Source organism: Ercella succinigenes (assembly GCF_900002895.1).
On sequence record NZ_CDHP01000023.1, the window covers coordinates 45,138 to 61,427 of the forward strand.

Genomic DNA, 16,290 nt, shown 5'->3' on the forward strand with positions numbered 1-16,290 from the left:
TGACGAATTGCTGACAAAAGAACAGTGCCTGGAAATACTTGAGCTTGATGGCTCGGCTTCCGAATGGGATATTGAAAGCAAATATTCCGTAATGGTGAAAAGATACCGTAATCAGGATAGTGACGAAGCAAGGCAAAAGCTTGAAGATATTGCTTTGGCATATAATATCCTTACCGGAAGATATATTGAGCCAGAACCGGTTAATCCCAGACTCGAAAAAGTTGTGGCAGGCAAAAGTTTAAAACAATGGCAAACTATTTGGCATTATGGCAAATGGCCGTTGCTTATTGTCGTGATTATACTTGTCATTGCTATATCTTTGATAAGTTCTATCATTAAGAATGAACCTTCTGATTATTCGGTTGTTGTAATGGGACATTTTTCTACAGGAAATCATACGACAGATGCTTTGACAGACTATCTGAAAGAACAACCTGCAGTCACTATCAATAATCCTGATATCCATATAATTCCGGTTTTCTTTGACGATGCTGCATTGGATTCTGAGGATTATGATGAAGAATCTTCAGATCAGTTGGATATTGATAATGATTCACAGGATATTGAAGTATCTGAAGAAGGATTCGATACAGTTCCACAGATTGATGCCCAGTCTCAATACGCCTTTACTATGAAATTGGTTACCTTGCTTTTTTCAGATAATATAGATATCTTCTTATCTACTCAAAATGCATTTGACCGCTATGTTTCGCAAGGTGTATTTTTAGATATTGAAGAAGTTTATGAAAATATCCAGGATTTGCCGCAGGAAATACTGGATAAAATCAAACCTGTTTATGGTGTCATAGAAACTGAAAATGATGAACAGACAGAAGGCATCGAGCAAGGTTCTGAATCAAGTGATATAAATGAGCAAGCAAAAATGTATGGTATAGATGTTAGTGAACTGCAGTTGTTTGAAGGTATGGATATCTGGTTTGGCGATGGACAGATTATTTCTGTTGGTGTAAAAGTAAGAGACCCGCAAGATACAATGCAGATTATCGAATATTGGATCAGAGATTATGCGAGGATGGCAGAAAGAGCTGAGTATTATGAGCAGAATCTGCCGCAGTTTTGATTAATAAACCGGTTTAAGATCTACTGCTTTATACAGTTCTTCTACTTCCTTTTTAGTCAATAAACGACACTTGCCTGGAGCTAAATTATTATCTAATATAAGAGGGCCTGTTTGCTGCCGGTGAAGTTGAAGTACTCTTCTGCCGGTGGCTAGCATCATGCGTTTTACCTGATGATACTTACCCTCATGGATTGTAAGAACGGCTTCTTGACTGTTAATAATTTCTAGTTTTGCCGGCTTGCAATTCAAACCATCAGCTAAAATTAAGCCATTTGAAAAAATTGTGATATCATCATTGTCGAAAGGCTTACCTTGGGCTTTAACATAATATGTTTTCCAGATGCCCCAGCGCGGGCCTGTCAGACGGTGACATAAAGTGCCGTCATTAGTCAGAACAAGAAGTCCGGTTGTGTCTCGATCTAAGCGCCCTACCGGAAAAATACCACGGTTTTTCCATTTCTCCGGGATTATATCAGATATTGTTGGTAATCTTTTATCGTCAAGGGCGGTTATCAGACCTGAAGGTTTATTCATCATCAAATGAATATTTTGGTGAATTTCTGCCTTAAAACCTGAAACATGTAAATTAGGAAAATCGTTTTCAGTCACATCAAAACCAGGGTCTGTAAGTTTAATGCCATTTAAACTGACAGATCCTTTTTTAATAAGCGTTTTCACCTCAGTACGTGAACCATAACCGGAATTTGCAAGGCATTTATCTAATCTCATGTACCTATTATAACACCAGCCAAGAAGTTTTTGTTGTACCAGGTATAAGTATCATAGGTAATTATTGATTTGTCTGGCAGGCTCTACTGAATAGTGTTACAATAGAACTAATGCTTTATTTTTTGAAAGGAGGCTGCCTGCCCATGGCAACTCGTGTTATCAATCTGGAAAAAGGCTTACCCAGAGTAGATTCAGCGATGTTAAGACTAAAACTTGAATTAAGTACTTTAAAAAAGTCAGGTGTCAAGAATATTAAAATTATTCATGGCTATGGCTCAGGTGGTACCGGCGGAGCAATTCGTAGTGCAACGCAACAATATTTGAGAGATCAGTTAAGACAAGGCAGAATTAAAGCTTTTTGTCCTGGCGAATCTTTCGGCCCCTTTGAAAATAGTGGTCGTGAAATTGTTAATATGGCACCGGCTTTCCGCCGTGATCCTGATTGGGGAAGACAAAACGATGGGGTGACTATAGTTGTGATTTAAGAAAATTAAAACAATTATTATATTGCTTATATCTTTTGGATTATTCAAAAAAACCGGTTGAAATAGCTTTCAGCCGGTTTTTACATGCATTTTACACAAAAATAATAGTGGTATTAAGTCATACTGATAATATAGTATCGTTAAGGAATATTTTTAATAAGGTTATATTTTGTGCCGGAGAAATACAGGCTGTGGCAAATAAAAATAAAGGATGTATAAAATGGTGACTAGAGTAGGTTTTGAGAAGGAAATGATTTTGCTGCATGAAGAAATAATCAGAATGGGTGCTCAGGTTGAACATGCAATTGAAGAGGCTATCGCTGCTCTGATAGAACAGGACATAAAAAAAGCACAACATGTTATTGATAGTGATGATATTGTCGATAATATGGAAAGAGTTATTGATAGGCACTGTGTAGATATAATAGCCAGACAGCAGCCCGTTGCCAGAGATTTAAGAGATGTTACATCTACACTTAAATTGATAACTGATTTGGAAAGAATTGCAGATCATGCCAGCGATATTTCCGAGAGGGTTATCTCTTTAGCTGGTATGCAAAACAAAATACCTGTGCCCTATGATATAGTTACAATGACCAAGATTGCCAGAAAAATGTTGCATAGCTCGCTTGATGCCTATGTTGAACGCAATCATGAGCTTGCTGTTCAGGTTATAAATATGGATAATAGAGTTGATGAATTGTATTTAAAAATAAAGTCATATCTTGTTCGGCTGATGTCTGTCGATAGAGAAAATGTTCCTCAGCTTGTCGAGATGCTTTTGATCTGTAAATATGTTGAGAGAATAGCAGATCATGCACAAAATGTTTCTGAATGGGTGGTTTTTTTCATAGAAGGCAGACTCAAAGACGAAATAGAGTATTGACAGCAGGAAAGAAGGAGAACAAATGCCTAAGCCTTTTATTGTACTAGTCGAAGATGATGCAGTTATTTCTGAGTTGCTCGTTTTTAATTTGCAAAATGAAGGTTATCAGATTAAAAACTTTCGAGATGGAAAGTCATTGATAACAGCTTTAGAAAATGATCAGGATATTAGTGTTTCACTTTTTATTCTTGATATTATGCTTCCAGGCATGGATGGCTTTCAGATATGTTCACATTTGCGGCAAACTGAACGTTTTTCGTGGGTTCCTGTTTTGATGCTGACAGCAAGAGGGTCAGAAAGTGATAAAGTCAAAGGTCTGGAAACGGGTGCAGATGATTATTTAACAAAACCGTTCGGAATGAGAGAATTCATGGCTAGGGTACAGGTTCTTAACAGAAGATTTAATCAGATCAGCCGATTAAAGCAAGAATTCCCAAACCAGACGGATAAGGATGATTTTATACCTGATAAAGCGAGTGGTGAAGAATATTTAACCGGCGCTGTATTAAATGATGATTTAACCAGACCCGGCATGATATGTTCACATGAAATAACGATTGATGATGTAAGACATCGTGTCTATAAAAAAAATGTGGAGATAGAAATGACCCACAGAGAATATGAGCTCTTAAAATTTCTGATGATTCACCGTGGAGTTGCATACAGCAGAGATGATCTTCTCAATTATGTCTGGGGTTATGAGTATAGTGGTGAAACAAGAACTGTAGATGTACATATTAGACAATTACGGCGCAAATTGGAAAATGATGATTCCAATCCTGTTTTAATTGAGACCGTTAGGGGACGCGGTTATCGCTTTTGTGAAAACAATTTAGATCAATAAATTTTCGTCAGGACTGCCCTGGGAGGATGAAATGCTTAAAAAACTATATGCTCTTGTTATTGCTGTTGTAGTAATGGCTGTATTAGTTACTGCTCTCGTTGCATTTGATATTGTCAATCAATACAATGATGAAGCTGCCCATAGATATCTTTTATCTATGTCTCAACTGATAAAAAATGAAATCAGGGATGGGAAAACAGTTGAAGCTTCTGCTGAAAGTGCTTTAAAAGTTTTCTCAGATGAGGAGGATCATCTTAGAGTAACAATCGTTGATAAAAATGGTAAGGTTATATTCGATAATAAGGCAAATATTGAGCAGATGGATAATCATCTTTATCGTCCCGAGATTGCCTATGCATTCAAAAACAAAGACGTAGGCAGTGCGATTCGTTCTAGTGATACTGTCGGTGAAGATATGCTCTATCTGGCTGTCTATGATGATTCAGAAATTGTTATAAGAACTGCTATGCCAATAATTGCTCATAAATCAGGTATATATAATCTAATGACAACTTCCTTGATTATCTTGTTTATTGTAGCTTTGTTTCTGGCGATAACGGGAAGTTTTATTGTCAGATATGTAACAAAACCGCTTGAAAGTCTTAAACAAGCAGCATTATCTATGACTAAAGGCGATCTTTCTGCAAGGGCAGATGTTATTAACGATAAATCTTCTGAAACGGCTACTTTGTCATTGGCGTTTAATGATATGGCTGCAAAACTTCAGCAGAGTGTTGAGGAACTGGCAGACAGAAATGCAAGACTAGACGCTATTCTTGATGCCATAACAGATCCTGTGCTTGCTGTGGGAGAACGTTGCGCGGTAACGTTTATGAATGCTTATGCCCGTTCTGTTTTCGGCAGAGATCTTGATCCGGATAAAGCCGTATATCCACTTGTTTTGATTACCCACAGTCAGGAAACAGAACAGTTGGCCGAAAAAGCAATGGCGGAGAAAACTATCGTTACAGCAGAAATGGCACTTGATACCGAAACCGGCGAACAAATATATCATATTGTTGCTTCGCCAATTCGTAGCGGGTTAAGGGATGGTGTAATTATTACTTTTCACGATATAAGTCAGGCAAAACGTGTACAAAAAATGAGAAGTGATTTTGTTGCCAATGTAACACATGAATTAAAAACTCCTTTGACATCTATAAGAGGTTTTATCGAAACATTAAAAGACGGTGCTATTGAAAAGCGTGATATTGCAGAGCGTTTTCTTGATATTATTGATATAGAAGCAGAAAGATTACATAAGCTTATCGACGATATTCTTATTTTATCTGAGATAGAATCTGTCAGACTGGATAAGGAAAAAGAACCTTTTGATCTTAACGCTTTGATTGATGATGTAGCTGTGCTGCTTGATGATCAGGCCGTTGAACATCAGGTTTCGCTGGTGCTGTCACAGGAACCTTCGGAGCTAAAAGTTACTGCCAGTAGACATAGACTGAAACAACTTTTGATAAATCTGGTCGATAATGCCATCAAATATAATAATGAGGGCGGTAAGGTTTTTGTCTCGGCTAATAGACTGGAAAATGGTAATGTTGAAATATTGGTTCGTGATACAGGTCCGGGAATAGAAAAAGAACATCAGGAAAGAATTTTTGAGAGATTTTACAGGGTAGATAAAAGCAGGTCACGTGAATTAGGCGGAACTGGTCTTGGTCTTTCTATTGTTAAGCATATTGCCCAGCTTTACAATGGGAAGGCAAGTCTGGATAGTATACCGGGAGAAGGCTCGACATTTAAAGTTATTCTTGATATCTGATTGTTATCTATCTTTGCATTTTTGATCTTATAAATAAAATTCAAGGCATATCTGTATTAATGATTTTACAGGTATGCCTTTTGTCGTGCTATAATGCATTAGTGAAAATATACAGGAGGCAGACAATGACTGTTAACAAAAGTAATTTGATTTTTCCCGATGATAAAGCTAATTTGCCAGAATCATGGCAAAATTTTGTTGATGCTTGCGAAAATTGCAAACAATGTGGCTTACATGCTTCCAGAGAAAATGCTGTAGTCTGCAGAGGTTCTTTGCAGGCTCCACTTATGATTATTGGAGAGGGTCCTGGTGCTGAAGAAGACGAACAGGGATTGCCTTTTGTAGGTGCATCAGGGCGCCTGCTGAATCTGCTATTAGCTGCTTATGGACTGACGCCTGATACTTATCATATCTGTAATATAGTTAAATGCCGTCCACCTGAAAACAGGGTGCCTTCTCCTGAAGAAGCGAAGGCATGCAAAAATCTTCTGGCTGTTCAGTTTAAGCTGGTAAAACCTAAATTGATTGTTTTATTAGGTGCTACTGCTTACAAGTATTTTACGAATGGTCAGGAAGGAATCACGAAAATACGTGGTCAGTGGATAGAAAAAAATGGGTATTTCATAATGCCTACATTTCATCCGGCATACATTCTTAGAAATAATTCCCAGAGAATACATCTCTGGCATGATATTGGCATGGTAAGAGACAAATTGGAAAAGCAGGGATATATTAAACCCCTGCCCGAAATTCCGCAAATGCCTGCCGGCCGCAGATAATGATTCTGCAAAAAGAAGCTTTTTAAATATTCAGCCAAGCAATAGCAGACTAATAGCCATTACCACCATGCCGGCAACTGTTCCGTAAATGGAAAGATGTGGTTCGCCATATTCTCTTGCTGCCGGTAATAGCTCGTCAAGAGAAATAAATACCATTATTCCGGCTACTGAGGCAAAAACCACTCCTAGTAATACATCATTTATAAATGGCATTAATATCAGATAGCCGATTAAGGCTCCAAGGGGTTCTGCAAGTCCTGAGAGAAACGAATATTTAAAGGCTTTGCGTTTGCTGCCTGTCGCATAATAAACAGGCACAGATACTGCAATCCCTTCAGGAATATTATGTATGGCAATAGCGATGGCTATAGGAACTGCTATGGTAGGATTTTGTAAAGCTGCTATAAAAGTAGCCAGTCCTTCTGGGAAATTGTGAATTGCAACAGCCAGTGCTGTGAATACACCCATTCGCATTAGTTTGCTTTTGGCTTTCTCAGAATTAATAGCTATATTGCCAAAAGCATCAGCTTTTTCTTCCTTTATACTTGCTTTAATTTCTTCATCTGACTGATCTTCTTGTATTTCAGGATAAGCTAGTTCGCATATTTTAACTCCATCCTCATTAACATAACAATTTTCAGGTTTCATTTCTTCAATACGATGCATTTCATGAGGGTTTTCTGCACTGGGAACGAATTTGTCAATTAAACCTATAAGAAGCATGCCACCAAAAAATGCGGCAACAGTTAACCATGCTCCTGAACTTTTACCCATTTCCTCTGTAAGTGTTTCATATGCTTCAGGGAATATTTCAATCATTGAAACATATATCATTACCCCGGCCGAAAATCCCAGGCTGATAGAAAGAAATCGTGTATTGGTTTTTTTTGCGAAAAATGCTATTGCGCTTCCTATACCTGTGCTTAATCCGGCAAATAAAGTCAGTCCAAATGCGAAAAGAACATTGCTGTCAAAAAAATCAAGCATAAGCGAATCTCCTTAAACCTTTACAAGTATCATTCTCTGTTCTGAAATTTACAAAGACTTATTTGTATCTTTTGTAAACAGGCTAATGGTTTATGTGACTTAAATTATACCTGATATTCTGTTTTTTGTGCAGTAAAATGCCTTATTTTAATTTGCTTGTATGCCTTAATGATAATATTTTGTCAGAACTTGTATGGACATGTTAAAAATAGTGTAATGAAAGTGCAACAAGTTATAATGCTGCATATTGTACATACAGTCTACAATTAACACATGGATTAATTGTACATGTATCCAAGAGAAATGCGTAGGAGGAATTTTATGATGAAGAAATTGCTTGCTTTTATTTTGATGATCACTTTGGTGATATCTCTTGCTGCCTGTGGTGGAGGTTCAACCGATAGCACTACAGCAGGTGGCGATGATGCTCAAACTACTTCTGCTCCGGAGGCAACAACCGTAGATTCGGGATCAGAAGATGCTGTTGATTTGAATTTCTGGACTTTCCAGGAGCTGCATAATCAGTTTATGATTGATGCAGTTGAAAACTGGAATGAACAGAATCCGGATCGCCCTATCAATTTGACTGTCGATGTTTATTCTTATGATGAACTGCACAGTAAATTACAGATTGCTCTCCAAACCGGTTCCGGTGCTCCTGATTTGGTAGATATTGAAATTAGTAAATATGCAAACTTCCTTATGGGAAATACAGTTCCGCTGGTGCCACTAAATGATGTAATTGAGCCGGAAATTGATAATCTTATAATGGGTCGTTTTGATAACTATGCTAAAGATGGTCAGTATTACGGAATTGATTATCATGTTGGTGCAACTGCTACATATTATAATACAGAAATACTAGACGCTGCCGGTGTCGATATTGATTCTATTAAAACCTGGGACGATTATGTTGAAGCTGGTAAACAGGTCAAAGAAAATACTGGCAAATATATGATGGCAGTAGAAACAACTGAGCACTGGTCGTATTATCCAATGCTTGTACAAAAAGGATCCGACTTCTTCACTGAAACAGGTGATGTGATCATAGATAATGATATCAACATAGAAGTTTTACAGTGGCTGCATGATCGTGTTTATCAGGATGAAATTGCTGTAAAAGCTCCAGGTGGTTTTTATCATGCAGAAGAATTCTGGGCTTATTTCAATGAAGGTGAAGTTGCTTCAATAACAATGCCTCTTTGGTATTTGGGCCGCTTTACAGATTATATGCCTGATCTGGAAGGTAAAATGACAGTACGTCCTATGCCTGTCTGGGAAGAAGGCGGTGCTAATTCAGCCGGTATGGGTGGCACAGGAACTTCTGTAACAATTCAGTGCGAAAATCCTGATCTGGCTAAAGATTTCCTTTTCTTCTCTAAGATATCTAAAGAAGGCGCAATAAAAACATGGTCTGTTCTTGGATTTGATCCTTTAAGAAAAGATCTTTATGATGATCCACAGATGCGTGAACCCAATAAATATACAGAGTACTTTGGCGATAATCTTTTTGACGTCATGCTTGAAACTGCAGATAGTATAGGGAAAATAGTTGTTACTGATGATCGTTTCCCTAATGCTGTATCCACTATTCAGAAAAATGTAATGTTCAGAGTTCTCGAAGAAAACAGTCAGTCACCAGCTGATGCTTTAGCAGAGGCTGCAGATGAAATGAGATCAATGGAATAATATTACTGACAATAAGATGCTGAATCAATGACATAATCAACAAGCAGAAAGCTTCAGCGAATCACTTTTCGCTGGAGCTTTTCTTGAAAAAATTTTCCTGAATAATCGAATAATTAGACCAAGATGATTTCAATTTAGAATTACAAAATAAAATTTTACCGGAAATATTTGCAAGGAGGGTTTCTCATGGCGCAAAAAAATTCGACCATGCGTACCAGAACAATTAAAGGAATCCTAACATCTAAGGAAGTTTTTCCATATGTGTTTATATTGCCTTTTGTACTATCATTTCTGATTTTCTTTCTTTATCCTATTGCCTCTACTATAGAAATGAGTATGCAAAGTATAAAAGGTTTTGATTCTATTACCTTTATAGGTGCTAGGAATTATAAAAATCTTTTGAACAGACAATTTTTTAATGCTATAAGTGTTACAGCAAGGTATACTTTCTGGACAATACTTATACTAATACCGCTGCCGTTGATTTTGGCAAATATACTTAATTCAAAATTAACAAAAGGTGGTAATTTTTATAAATCGGCACTTTTCATGCCTGCACTAACATCTGTTGTTATGGCTGGTATATTTTTTCGCTATGCATTTGCAGAACAGGCGACTGCTTTAATCAATTCGATCATAGTTACTTTTGGCGGAGAACCCTACAGATGGCTTTATACACGAACCGGTGCAATGATAGTACTTGTAATTTTTTGCTGCTGGAAGTGGATGGGTGTAAATCTGATTTATTATTTATCTGCCCTTAAAAGTATTCCCCAGGAGATGTATGAATCAGCCGAAATAGATGGAGCAAATGCTTTGCAGAAATTTCTCAAAATTACGGTGCCTTCCGTAAGGCCAACCATAATATACGTTCTTACAATAAGCATATATGGTGGTTTTGCTATGTTTGCTGAATCATTTACTTTATTTAACGGAGCAAGAAGTCCTGGTGATATTGGTACTACGATGGTGGGATATATCTACAATCAAGGGATTAATCAGAATAATTTCGGTCTTGCTTCAGCAGCCGGGCTTGTGCTTCTGGGAATGGTTCTAATCATTAATGTCATTCAGCTAACATTAACCGGTGCTTTTAAGAAGGAGGCATAATCATGGCAGTACAAGATAAAAACAGGAGTACTGCTTTATCAGCAGTAATCATATTATTTTTTGGAGCGATTTCTATAATGGCTTTAATGCCTTTTATATTCCTGACCCTGTCTTCTTTCAAACCAGGTGTTGAAATGGTACAGAACGGTCTGAATATTAAGTTTGATTTTGAAAATTACAGCCTGACAAATTATGGATATCTTTTTACTCAGCGTGACCGGGTATATCTTTATTGGTATCGTAATAGCGTGCTGATAACTATTCTTCAGACAGCAGGCGGACTTATATTAAGTTCTATGGTTGGCTATGCTTTGGCACTTTATAAATTCAGGCTTAGAAATTTAATATTTGTTTTGGTTTTAATTGTAATGATGGTTCCTATTGAGATTTTGATTTTGCCATTATATAAACTTTCGATAACCTTGAATATTATTAACAGTTATCGTGGAGTTATTTTACCTTTCCTGGTTTCAATGACTGGTGTTTTCTTTTTCCGGCAATATGCTCAGGGATTACCAAAGGAACTTATGGAAGCGGGACGTATAGATGGCTGTACTGAATATGGTATCTATTTCAAAATAATGATGCCTCTGATGAAGCCTGCTTTTGGCGCTATGACCATTTTACTTGCTATGGCAAGCTGGAATTCTTTTGTCTGGCCTTTGATTGTTATGCGTGATAATGTCATGCTTACTTTGCCTGTTGGATTGCAGACAATGCTTACTCCTTATGGCAATAATTATGATATGCTGATGGCTGGGGCGGTTTTAGCTGTTCTGCCTATACTGATTGTTTTCCTTTTTAATCAGAAATCATTTATTGCTGGTATGACCGCAGGTTCGGTAAAAGGCTGAGATATTTATATTAATGTAAATAAAAAAGGTAAAAGGTGATCAAATGAAAAAAGCAAAAATTATAGTTGACAAGGATTATCAGATTGCTGATATAGATCCGAGATTATTCGGCTCATTTATAGAGCATTTAGGAAGAGCAGTTTACAGTGGTATTTATGAACCTGATCATCCACTGGCAGACGAGCAGGGTTTTAGGAAAGATGTATTAGATCTTGTAAAAGAATTAAATGTGCCGATTATAAGATATCCGGGAGGCAACTTTGTTTCTGGGTACAATTGGACAGATGGTATAGGTCCGAAAGATCAGAGACCGGTGAGGCTTGATTATGCCTGGAAATCGATAGAACCTAATCAATTTGGAATAAATGAATTTGCCGACTGGTGCAAAAAGGCAGATAGTCAGGTTATGGCGGCTGTAAATCTGGGAACAGGTACTGAACAGGAAGCAGGATATATGATTGAGTACTGTAACTATCCCGGCGGTACATCCTGGAGTGATTTGAGAATAAAGCATGGCTATGATAAACCTCATGACATTAAAGTATGGTGCCTTGGCAATGAAATGGATGGGGATTGGCAGACTTGTCAGATGGATGCAAATGCATATGGTCAAAAAGCCCGGCAAACAGCCAAAATTTTGAAATGGGTAGATTCTTCTATTGAGCTTGTAGCTTGTGGAAGTTCCTCCACTTTGCAAAAAACATATCCTGAATGGGATAGGATTGTTTTAGAACATGTTTTTAATGAAGTGGATTACTTGTCCTTGCATAGATATTATGAAAATGAAGGTAATCTGAATGACTTTCTTGCATCTGCAACAGATATGTCTGATTTCATAAAAACTATTGCCTCAATCTGTGATTATGTTAAGGCCAAAAATCGCAGCAAGAAGCAGATAATGCTATCTTTTGACGAATGGAATGTCTGGTATCAGAAAGCCCAGACAGATCATGAATGGGAAAAAGCACCTGCCCTGATTGAAGATCAATATTCGATGCTGGATGCATTGGTTTTTGCTTCTATGATGTGCACTTTGGTAAACCATTCCGACAGGGTGAAAATGGCATGTCTGGCTCAGCTTGTTAATGTAATAGCACCTATTATGACACAGCCGGGAGGTTCAGCCATCAGACAGACTACCTTTTATCCGTTCAGGGATGTCTCTAATCTGGCAAAAGGCAAGGCACTGCATCTTTTGACTGCTTGCGATGTTTTTGAGTCAGAGAAATACGGTACATCAAAAACTCTTCAGACTGCTGCTTCATATGATGAAGAAAATCAGGAGATTCAATTATTTATAGTAAATTGTGATCAAAATAGTAGTCAGGAAATAACAATCGATTTAAGATCATTCGGTGAACTGGAAATGACAAAAAGAACCGTATTGCAACATGATGATATATATGCTAAAAATACTTTTGATAATCCGAACGAGGTTGTTCCGAAAGATGTCTCGGTTACACAGCCTGATGAAAAGCAGTCATTTAATATCAATGTGCCTGCTATGTCATGGAATGTATTGAGTTTTAAATGTCAAAAATAGTATTTGGAAAAATCAGAAATAAGCTTGCAAAAATTCCGGTGAATTTTGTAGGACAGGGTCAGAAACGAATAAGCATACGTTCGCTTCTGACCTTGCTTTTTCTTGTTGTTTCAATAGTTCCTACTATGGTAGTAGGCCTTAGTTTTTACCGGCAGTCTGCAACAACTATGAAAAACAGAATTTCTAGCTATTCTGATCAAATTACTGAGCTTTCAGCCGAAAGCATCGGTGTAAAAATGTCAGATATAGAAATCTATAGTATAGAAACCGCATATTCAGACAGGGTGCAGGAGTATATGACTGCAGATTTTGATCGTAATGGTTGGGAAAAAAGTCGCATTCTCACAAGCATAAGACAAAATTCCGGTATAAAAGTTGCCAGAAGCAGTGAAGATTTTGTAGTTGCAATTATTCACCCCGATCAAGAGCAGACGATAATATATGGCAATTATGGCGTGCCTTTTATGCTAACACCCGAAACCCAAAATAATTTATATCAGGAAACCTTTAAAAAAGAAGGTGCTACTTTTATAATGCCGGTTGCTGAATCTGACCATCAGCATAACAGATGGTATTATCAAAGAGAACCAACCGGCAATACAAGAGCCATCATGCTTTCCCGCACGATCAAAACTTTGTATAAGGGCGAAGAGGTTGGCGTATTAATGATTCGAATAAGTGAGCAATATATAAATCAGATTTATAGAAATGTAGATTTAGGCACTGGATCTCATTGCTTTATTATAAATAGCAAAGGAGACATATTTACTTCGATAGACGATTATCAGAAAGTTGCTTCCAGAGCAGATTCTGCTCTTGTCGAGAAAGTATTGTATGAACAAAATGATGAAGAAATAATTACATATAATGATGGCAAAACACAGTTTATGCTCCATTCTCACCAATTGCCGGGTTTTGATCTGTACTTCGTAGGCTTGATTCCGTTAGAATACATTAATTCCGAACTAAACAGCACTACAATGAGAATATTTTTTATTATGATAGTAATAATAGTAATTATGATTCTTTTATCTTATTTTTTGGCATACTTGATTGCTAATCCTCTGAAAAAGGTAATTTTTGGTATGCATGAAGCCAGGAAAGGCAATCTTTCTATTGAGGTTAAATTAAATGCACTAAAAGAGGTAGAAGAAGTTTCAAATAATTTTAATGAAATGATCGACCAGATAAATCAATTAGTAATAAATGTAAAAGATAAGGAAAAACAAAAAAGAGTTGCTGAGCTTAAAGCTCTTCAGGCTCAAATTAATCCTCATTTCCTCTCAAACACTCTTGATACAGCCAGATGGATGGCGTCTATTCAGGGTAATAGTAATGTTGAAGATTTAATAAGCTCACTTATACAGCTTATCAATACAACCATAGGCAATAAAAATGATATGATAAAAATAGAAGAAGAGCTTAATAATATAAAGTGTTTCCTGCGCATTCAGGAATACAGGCACTATGATAAATTCAAAGTGCAGTATGATATAGAAGATAAAATTCTTGGATATTATATTCCAAGGCTATTGCTGCAACCTATTGTAGAGAATGCTATTGTTCATGGCATTGCGATGATGGAAGGGCAAGGTACAATTGTAATCAGAGGAATGATAGATAATGATATCATCAGATTGCAAGTAACAGATAATGGTGTAGGAATAGATGAAGCGAAATTAGATCAGATTCATAAAGGCAATATTATAAGCGCCTTTAATGGAATAGGAATTAGCAATGTTCGTGAACGGATAGTTTTAAATTTTGGAGAAAATTATGGGCTCAAGATAAAAAGTATACCTGAGCTTTATACTACATGTGAGATTTATATGCCCAAAATTGAAATGTCTCAGGAAGAGGCTGAAAAAAATGATTAAAGTTATGCTTGTAGATGATGAAATACCTTTCAGAACAAGAACCAAAGAGATAATTGACTGGAAGAGTATGGGTTTTGAAATAACTGCCGAAGCCTCAAATGGTGAGGCTGCTCTTGAGATTTTAGAAGAAAAGCAGATAGATATTATTCTTGTTGATATGAACATGCCTGTTATGAATGGTTCTGATTTTATTGAGACCTTATCTCGCCGTTATCCTCGTATAAAAGCTATAGGTCTTAGCGGGTATGATGATTATGATTATTTGAGAAAGACCATGAAATTTGGTGCAGTTGATTATCTTCTTAAATATCAGCTTGATAAAAACACCCTTTCTGCAGCCTTGGAAGCTGCTGTCATGCAAATAGAAAAAGAAAATAAAGTAGTAGCAAGAAATGCAATTATAGAAGATCAGTTGGAAGAAAATCGTACAATTTTGCAAAGAAAAATGGTTCAGAAACTTTTTTCTGGTCAGGTTGAAAAAAATGACGATCTGACCGAGCAGATGAAGTATCTTGGAATGACTATTGTTTTATCCAATGGATTGATTATTCTTTTTAGCATAGATCAATTATGGAAAATAAGACAAAAAGATAATCAGGATTCATTGCAGGTATTGATTAACTCAACTGTAAATATAGCTGCGGAAATTCTCAAGGAATATAACCGATCTTCAGTTTTTCATCTTGAAGAAAAAACATTTGTGATTTTTCTGGATCTTTTTAACCGTCGTAGCATGCTTGCTGCAATGGAATATCAACATACTATAATAAATAGAATTCAAGCCAGTGTAAAAAGATATCTTAACCTCTCTTTGAGCTTTTTTGCAGGTACACCTTACTATAATGTTTCGGAAATCAGTTCTAGTTATCATCAGGCTCTTTCATTAATGAACAATCATTTTTATGATGGAATTGGCAGTATTAGATTTTCTGGGGATTGTAATACTGATAAATGGCAGAACAATGATAATAATATAACTATGGATATTGAAATAGAGAAAAAATTGTCCGTTGCAGTAACATCTGCAGACGAATTGAGTACAAAACAAATTTTAGGTGGTTATTTTGAAACTTTGATGGACAAAAGAGTTGGAGATAAGTCTTTTAAAATTATTTGTATTGAATTAATCCATCTTTTAAGCAGAATCGCAAGAGATCTTGGTATAGTCAAAGAATCAAACAAGTATGATCCTTTAGACGCATATGAGAGAATAAACAAATTCGATACATCTGACGATTTATGCAAATGGATTCAAGAAAAATATCAGGAAACAATATCTTTTATCCGCTTATATTGCCTGCATGAAAGATATAGTCCTGTAATTACAAAAGCTTTACAGTTTGTGCAGCTGAATTTTAGTGAGCAGATATCTCTTGGTGATGCTGCCGAGTTTGCAGGTGTAAGCAACTCATATCTGAGTAGATCTTTCAAAGAAGAAACAGGTAAAGGTTTTGCTGAACACGTTACTGCCTGCCGCATACAAAGTGCCTGTCAGAAAATTGAAGCAGGCGGAAACAGGATAAAGGATGTAGCAGTAGCCTGTGGTTTTCAGAATTATACTTATTTTTTCAAGGTTTTTAAACAGATTACCGGAATGACCCCTAATGAATATGAAGTTATGAGCAAAAAGAAAAATACTCCTTAGA

14 protein-coding genes are annotated in these 16,290 nt (G+C 36.6%); 12 read left to right on the forward strand and 2 right to left on the reverse strand.

Annotated features, from left to right (window positions below; translation table 11 throughout):
• Positions 1–7: 7 nt before the first annotated feature.
• Positions 8–1,081 (forward strand): hypothetical protein, encoded by a 1,074-nt coding sequence (locus AC0KSB_RS06545; protein ID WP_472307514.1) that lies wholly within the window; start codon positions 8–10, stop codon positions 1,079–1,081.
• Here the strand turns inward: AC0KSB_RS06545 and AC0KSB_RS06550 are convergent, their stop codons facing one another.
• Complete coding sequence (locus AC0KSB_RS06550; protein ID WP_472307516.1) at positions 1,082–1,810, reverse strand: pseudouridine synthase; 729 nt, start codon at positions 1,808–1,810, stop codon at positions 1,082–1,084.
• 143 nt (positions 1,811–1,953) lie between these two features.
• On the opposite strand from AC0KSB_RS06550, the gene AC0KSB_RS06555 reads away from it, so the two are divergent.
• The 5 genes from AC0KSB_RS06555 (at position 1,954) to AC0KSB_RS06575 (ending at position 6,584) form a co-directional block, all read left to right on the forward strand.
• Complete coding sequence (locus tag AC0KSB_RS06555; RefSeq protein ID WP_472307518.1) at positions 1,954–2,295, forward strand: Smr/MutS family protein; 342 nt, start codon at positions 1,954–1,956, stop codon at positions 2,293–2,295.
• A 220-nt stretch (positions 2,296–2,515) separates the two neighbouring features.
• Complete coding sequence (gene phoU / locus AC0KSB_RS06560; RefSeq protein ID WP_472307520.1) at positions 2,516–3,181, forward strand: phosphate signaling complex protein PhoU; 666 nt, start codon at positions 2,516–2,518, stop codon at positions 3,179–3,181.
• Between the two features lie 22 nt (positions 3,182–3,203).
• Positions 3,204–4,025, forward strand: a complete 822-nt coding sequence (locus AC0KSB_RS06565) for a winged helix-turn-helix domain-containing protein (protein WP_472307522.1) — start codon at positions 3,204–3,206, stop codon at positions 4,023–4,025.
• 31 nt (positions 4,026–4,056) lie between these two features.
• A complete protein-coding gene (locus AC0KSB_RS06570) occupies positions 4,057–5,805 on the forward strand; it encodes an ATP-binding protein (protein WP_472307524.1) in 1,749 nt (582 codons plus the stop codon).
• A 125-nt stretch (positions 5,806–5,930) separates the two neighbouring features.
• The gene (locus tag AC0KSB_RS06575) at positions 5,931–6,584 is read left to right on the forward strand and encodes a uracil-DNA glycosylase (protein ID WP_472307526.1); all 654 of its coding nucleotides are present in this window, start codon (positions 5,931–5,933) and stop codon (positions 6,582–6,584) included.
• A 30-nt stretch (positions 6,585–6,614) separates the two neighbouring features.
• Here the strand turns inward: AC0KSB_RS06575 and zupT are convergent, their stop codons facing one another.
• Positions 6,615–7,571: a zinc transporter ZupT gene (gene zupT, locus AC0KSB_RS06580; protein WP_472307528.1), complete on the reverse strand. Its 957-nt coding sequence runs from the start codon at positions 7,569–7,571 to the stop codon at positions 6,615–6,617.
• A gap of 321 nt (positions 7,572–7,892) precedes the next feature.
• Between zupT and AC0KSB_RS06585 the strand changes: the two genes are divergently transcribed.
• The 6 genes from AC0KSB_RS06585 (at position 7,893) to AC0KSB_RS06610 (ending at position 16,289) form a co-directional block, all read left to right on the forward strand.
• On the forward strand, positions 7,893–9,260 hold the full coding sequence (locus tag AC0KSB_RS06585) for an ABC transporter substrate-binding protein (protein ID WP_472307530.1): 1,368 nt from the start codon (positions 7,893–7,895) through the stop codon (positions 9,258–9,260).
• A 186-nt stretch (positions 9,261–9,446) separates the two neighbouring features.
• On the forward strand, positions 9,447–10,370 hold the full coding sequence (locus tag AC0KSB_RS06590; RefSeq protein ID WP_472307532.1) for a carbohydrate ABC transporter permease: 924 nt from the start codon (positions 9,447–9,449) through the stop codon (positions 10,368–10,370).
• A gap of 2 nt (positions 10,371–10,372) precedes the next feature.
• On the forward strand, positions 10,373–11,224 hold the full coding sequence (locus AC0KSB_RS06595; RefSeq protein WP_472307534.1) for a carbohydrate ABC transporter permease: 852 nt from the start codon (positions 10,373–10,375) through the stop codon (positions 11,222–11,224).
• A gap of 43 nt (positions 11,225–11,267) precedes the next feature.
• Entirely contained in the window at positions 11,268–12,767 is a 1,500-nt protein-coding gene (gene arfA, locus AC0KSB_RS06600; RefSeq protein ID WP_472307536.1) for an arabinosylfuranosidase ArfA, read from the forward strand.
• A complete protein-coding gene (locus AC0KSB_RS06605) occupies positions 12,755–14,644 on the forward strand; it encodes a cache domain-containing sensor histidine kinase (RefSeq protein ID WP_472307538.1) in 1,890 nt (629 codons plus the stop codon). The genes arfA and AC0KSB_RS06605 overlap by 13 nt, the downstream gene beginning before the upstream one ends.
• Complete coding sequence (locus AC0KSB_RS06610) at positions 14,637–16,289, forward strand: response regulator transcription factor (RefSeq protein WP_472307540.1); 1,653 nt, start codon at positions 14,637–14,639, stop codon at positions 16,287–16,289. The genes AC0KSB_RS06605 and AC0KSB_RS06610 overlap by 8 nt, the downstream gene beginning before the upstream one ends.
• The last annotated feature ends 1 nt before the right edge of the window (position 16,290 follow it).

What these genes read in the sequence shown, in the direction of transcription:
- AC0KSB_RS06550 (WP_472307516.1), bottom strand. Translation starts at nt 1,810, where the DNA reads ATGAGATTAGATAAATGCCTTGCAAATTCCGGTTATGGTTCACGTACT.
- AC0KSB_RS06555 (WP_472307518.1), top strand. Translation starts at nt 1,954, where the DNA reads ATGGCAACTCGTGTTATCAATCTGGAAAAAGGCTTACCCAGAGTAGAT.
- phoU (WP_472307520.1), top strand. Translation starts at nt 2,516, where the DNA reads ATGGTGACTAGAGTAGGTTTTGAGAAGGAAATGATTTTGCTGCATGAA.
- AC0KSB_RS06565 (WP_472307522.1), top strand. Translation starts at nt 3,204, where the DNA reads ATGCCTAAGCCTTTTATTGTACTAGTCGAAGATGATGCAGTTATTTCT.
- AC0KSB_RS06570 (WP_472307524.1), top strand. Translation starts at nt 4,057, where the DNA reads ATGCTTAAAAAACTATATGCTCTTGTTATTGCTGTTGTAGTAATGGCT.
- AC0KSB_RS06575 (WP_472307526.1), top strand. Translation starts at nt 5,931, where the DNA reads ATGACTGTTAACAAAAGTAATTTGATTTTTCCCGATGATAAAGCTAAT.
- zupT (WP_472307528.1), bottom strand. Translation starts at nt 7,571, where the DNA reads ATGCTTGATTTTTTTGACAGCAATGTTCTTTTCGCATTTGGACTGACT.
- AC0KSB_RS06585 (WP_472307530.1), top strand. Translation starts at nt 7,893, where the DNA reads ATGATGAAGAAATTGCTTGCTTTTATTTTGATGATCACTTTGGTGATA.
- AC0KSB_RS06590 (WP_472307532.1), top strand. Translation starts at nt 9,447, where the DNA reads ATGGCGCAAAAAAATTCGACCATGCGTACCAGAACAATTAAAGGAATC.
- AC0KSB_RS06595 (WP_472307534.1), top strand. Translation starts at nt 10,373, where the DNA reads ATGGCAGTACAAGATAAAAACAGGAGTACTGCTTTATCAGCAGTAATC.
- arfA (WP_472307536.1), top strand. Translation starts at nt 11,268, where the DNA reads ATGAAAAAAGCAAAAATTATAGTTGACAAGGATTATCAGATTGCTGAT.
- AC0KSB_RS06605 (WP_472307538.1), top strand. Translation starts at nt 12,755, where the DNA reads ATGTCAAAAATAGTATTTGGAAAAATCAGAAATAAGCTTGCAAAAATT.
- AC0KSB_RS06610 (WP_472307540.1), top strand. Translation starts at nt 14,637, where the DNA reads ATGATTAAAGTTATGCTTGTAGATGATGAAATACCTTTCAGAACAAGA.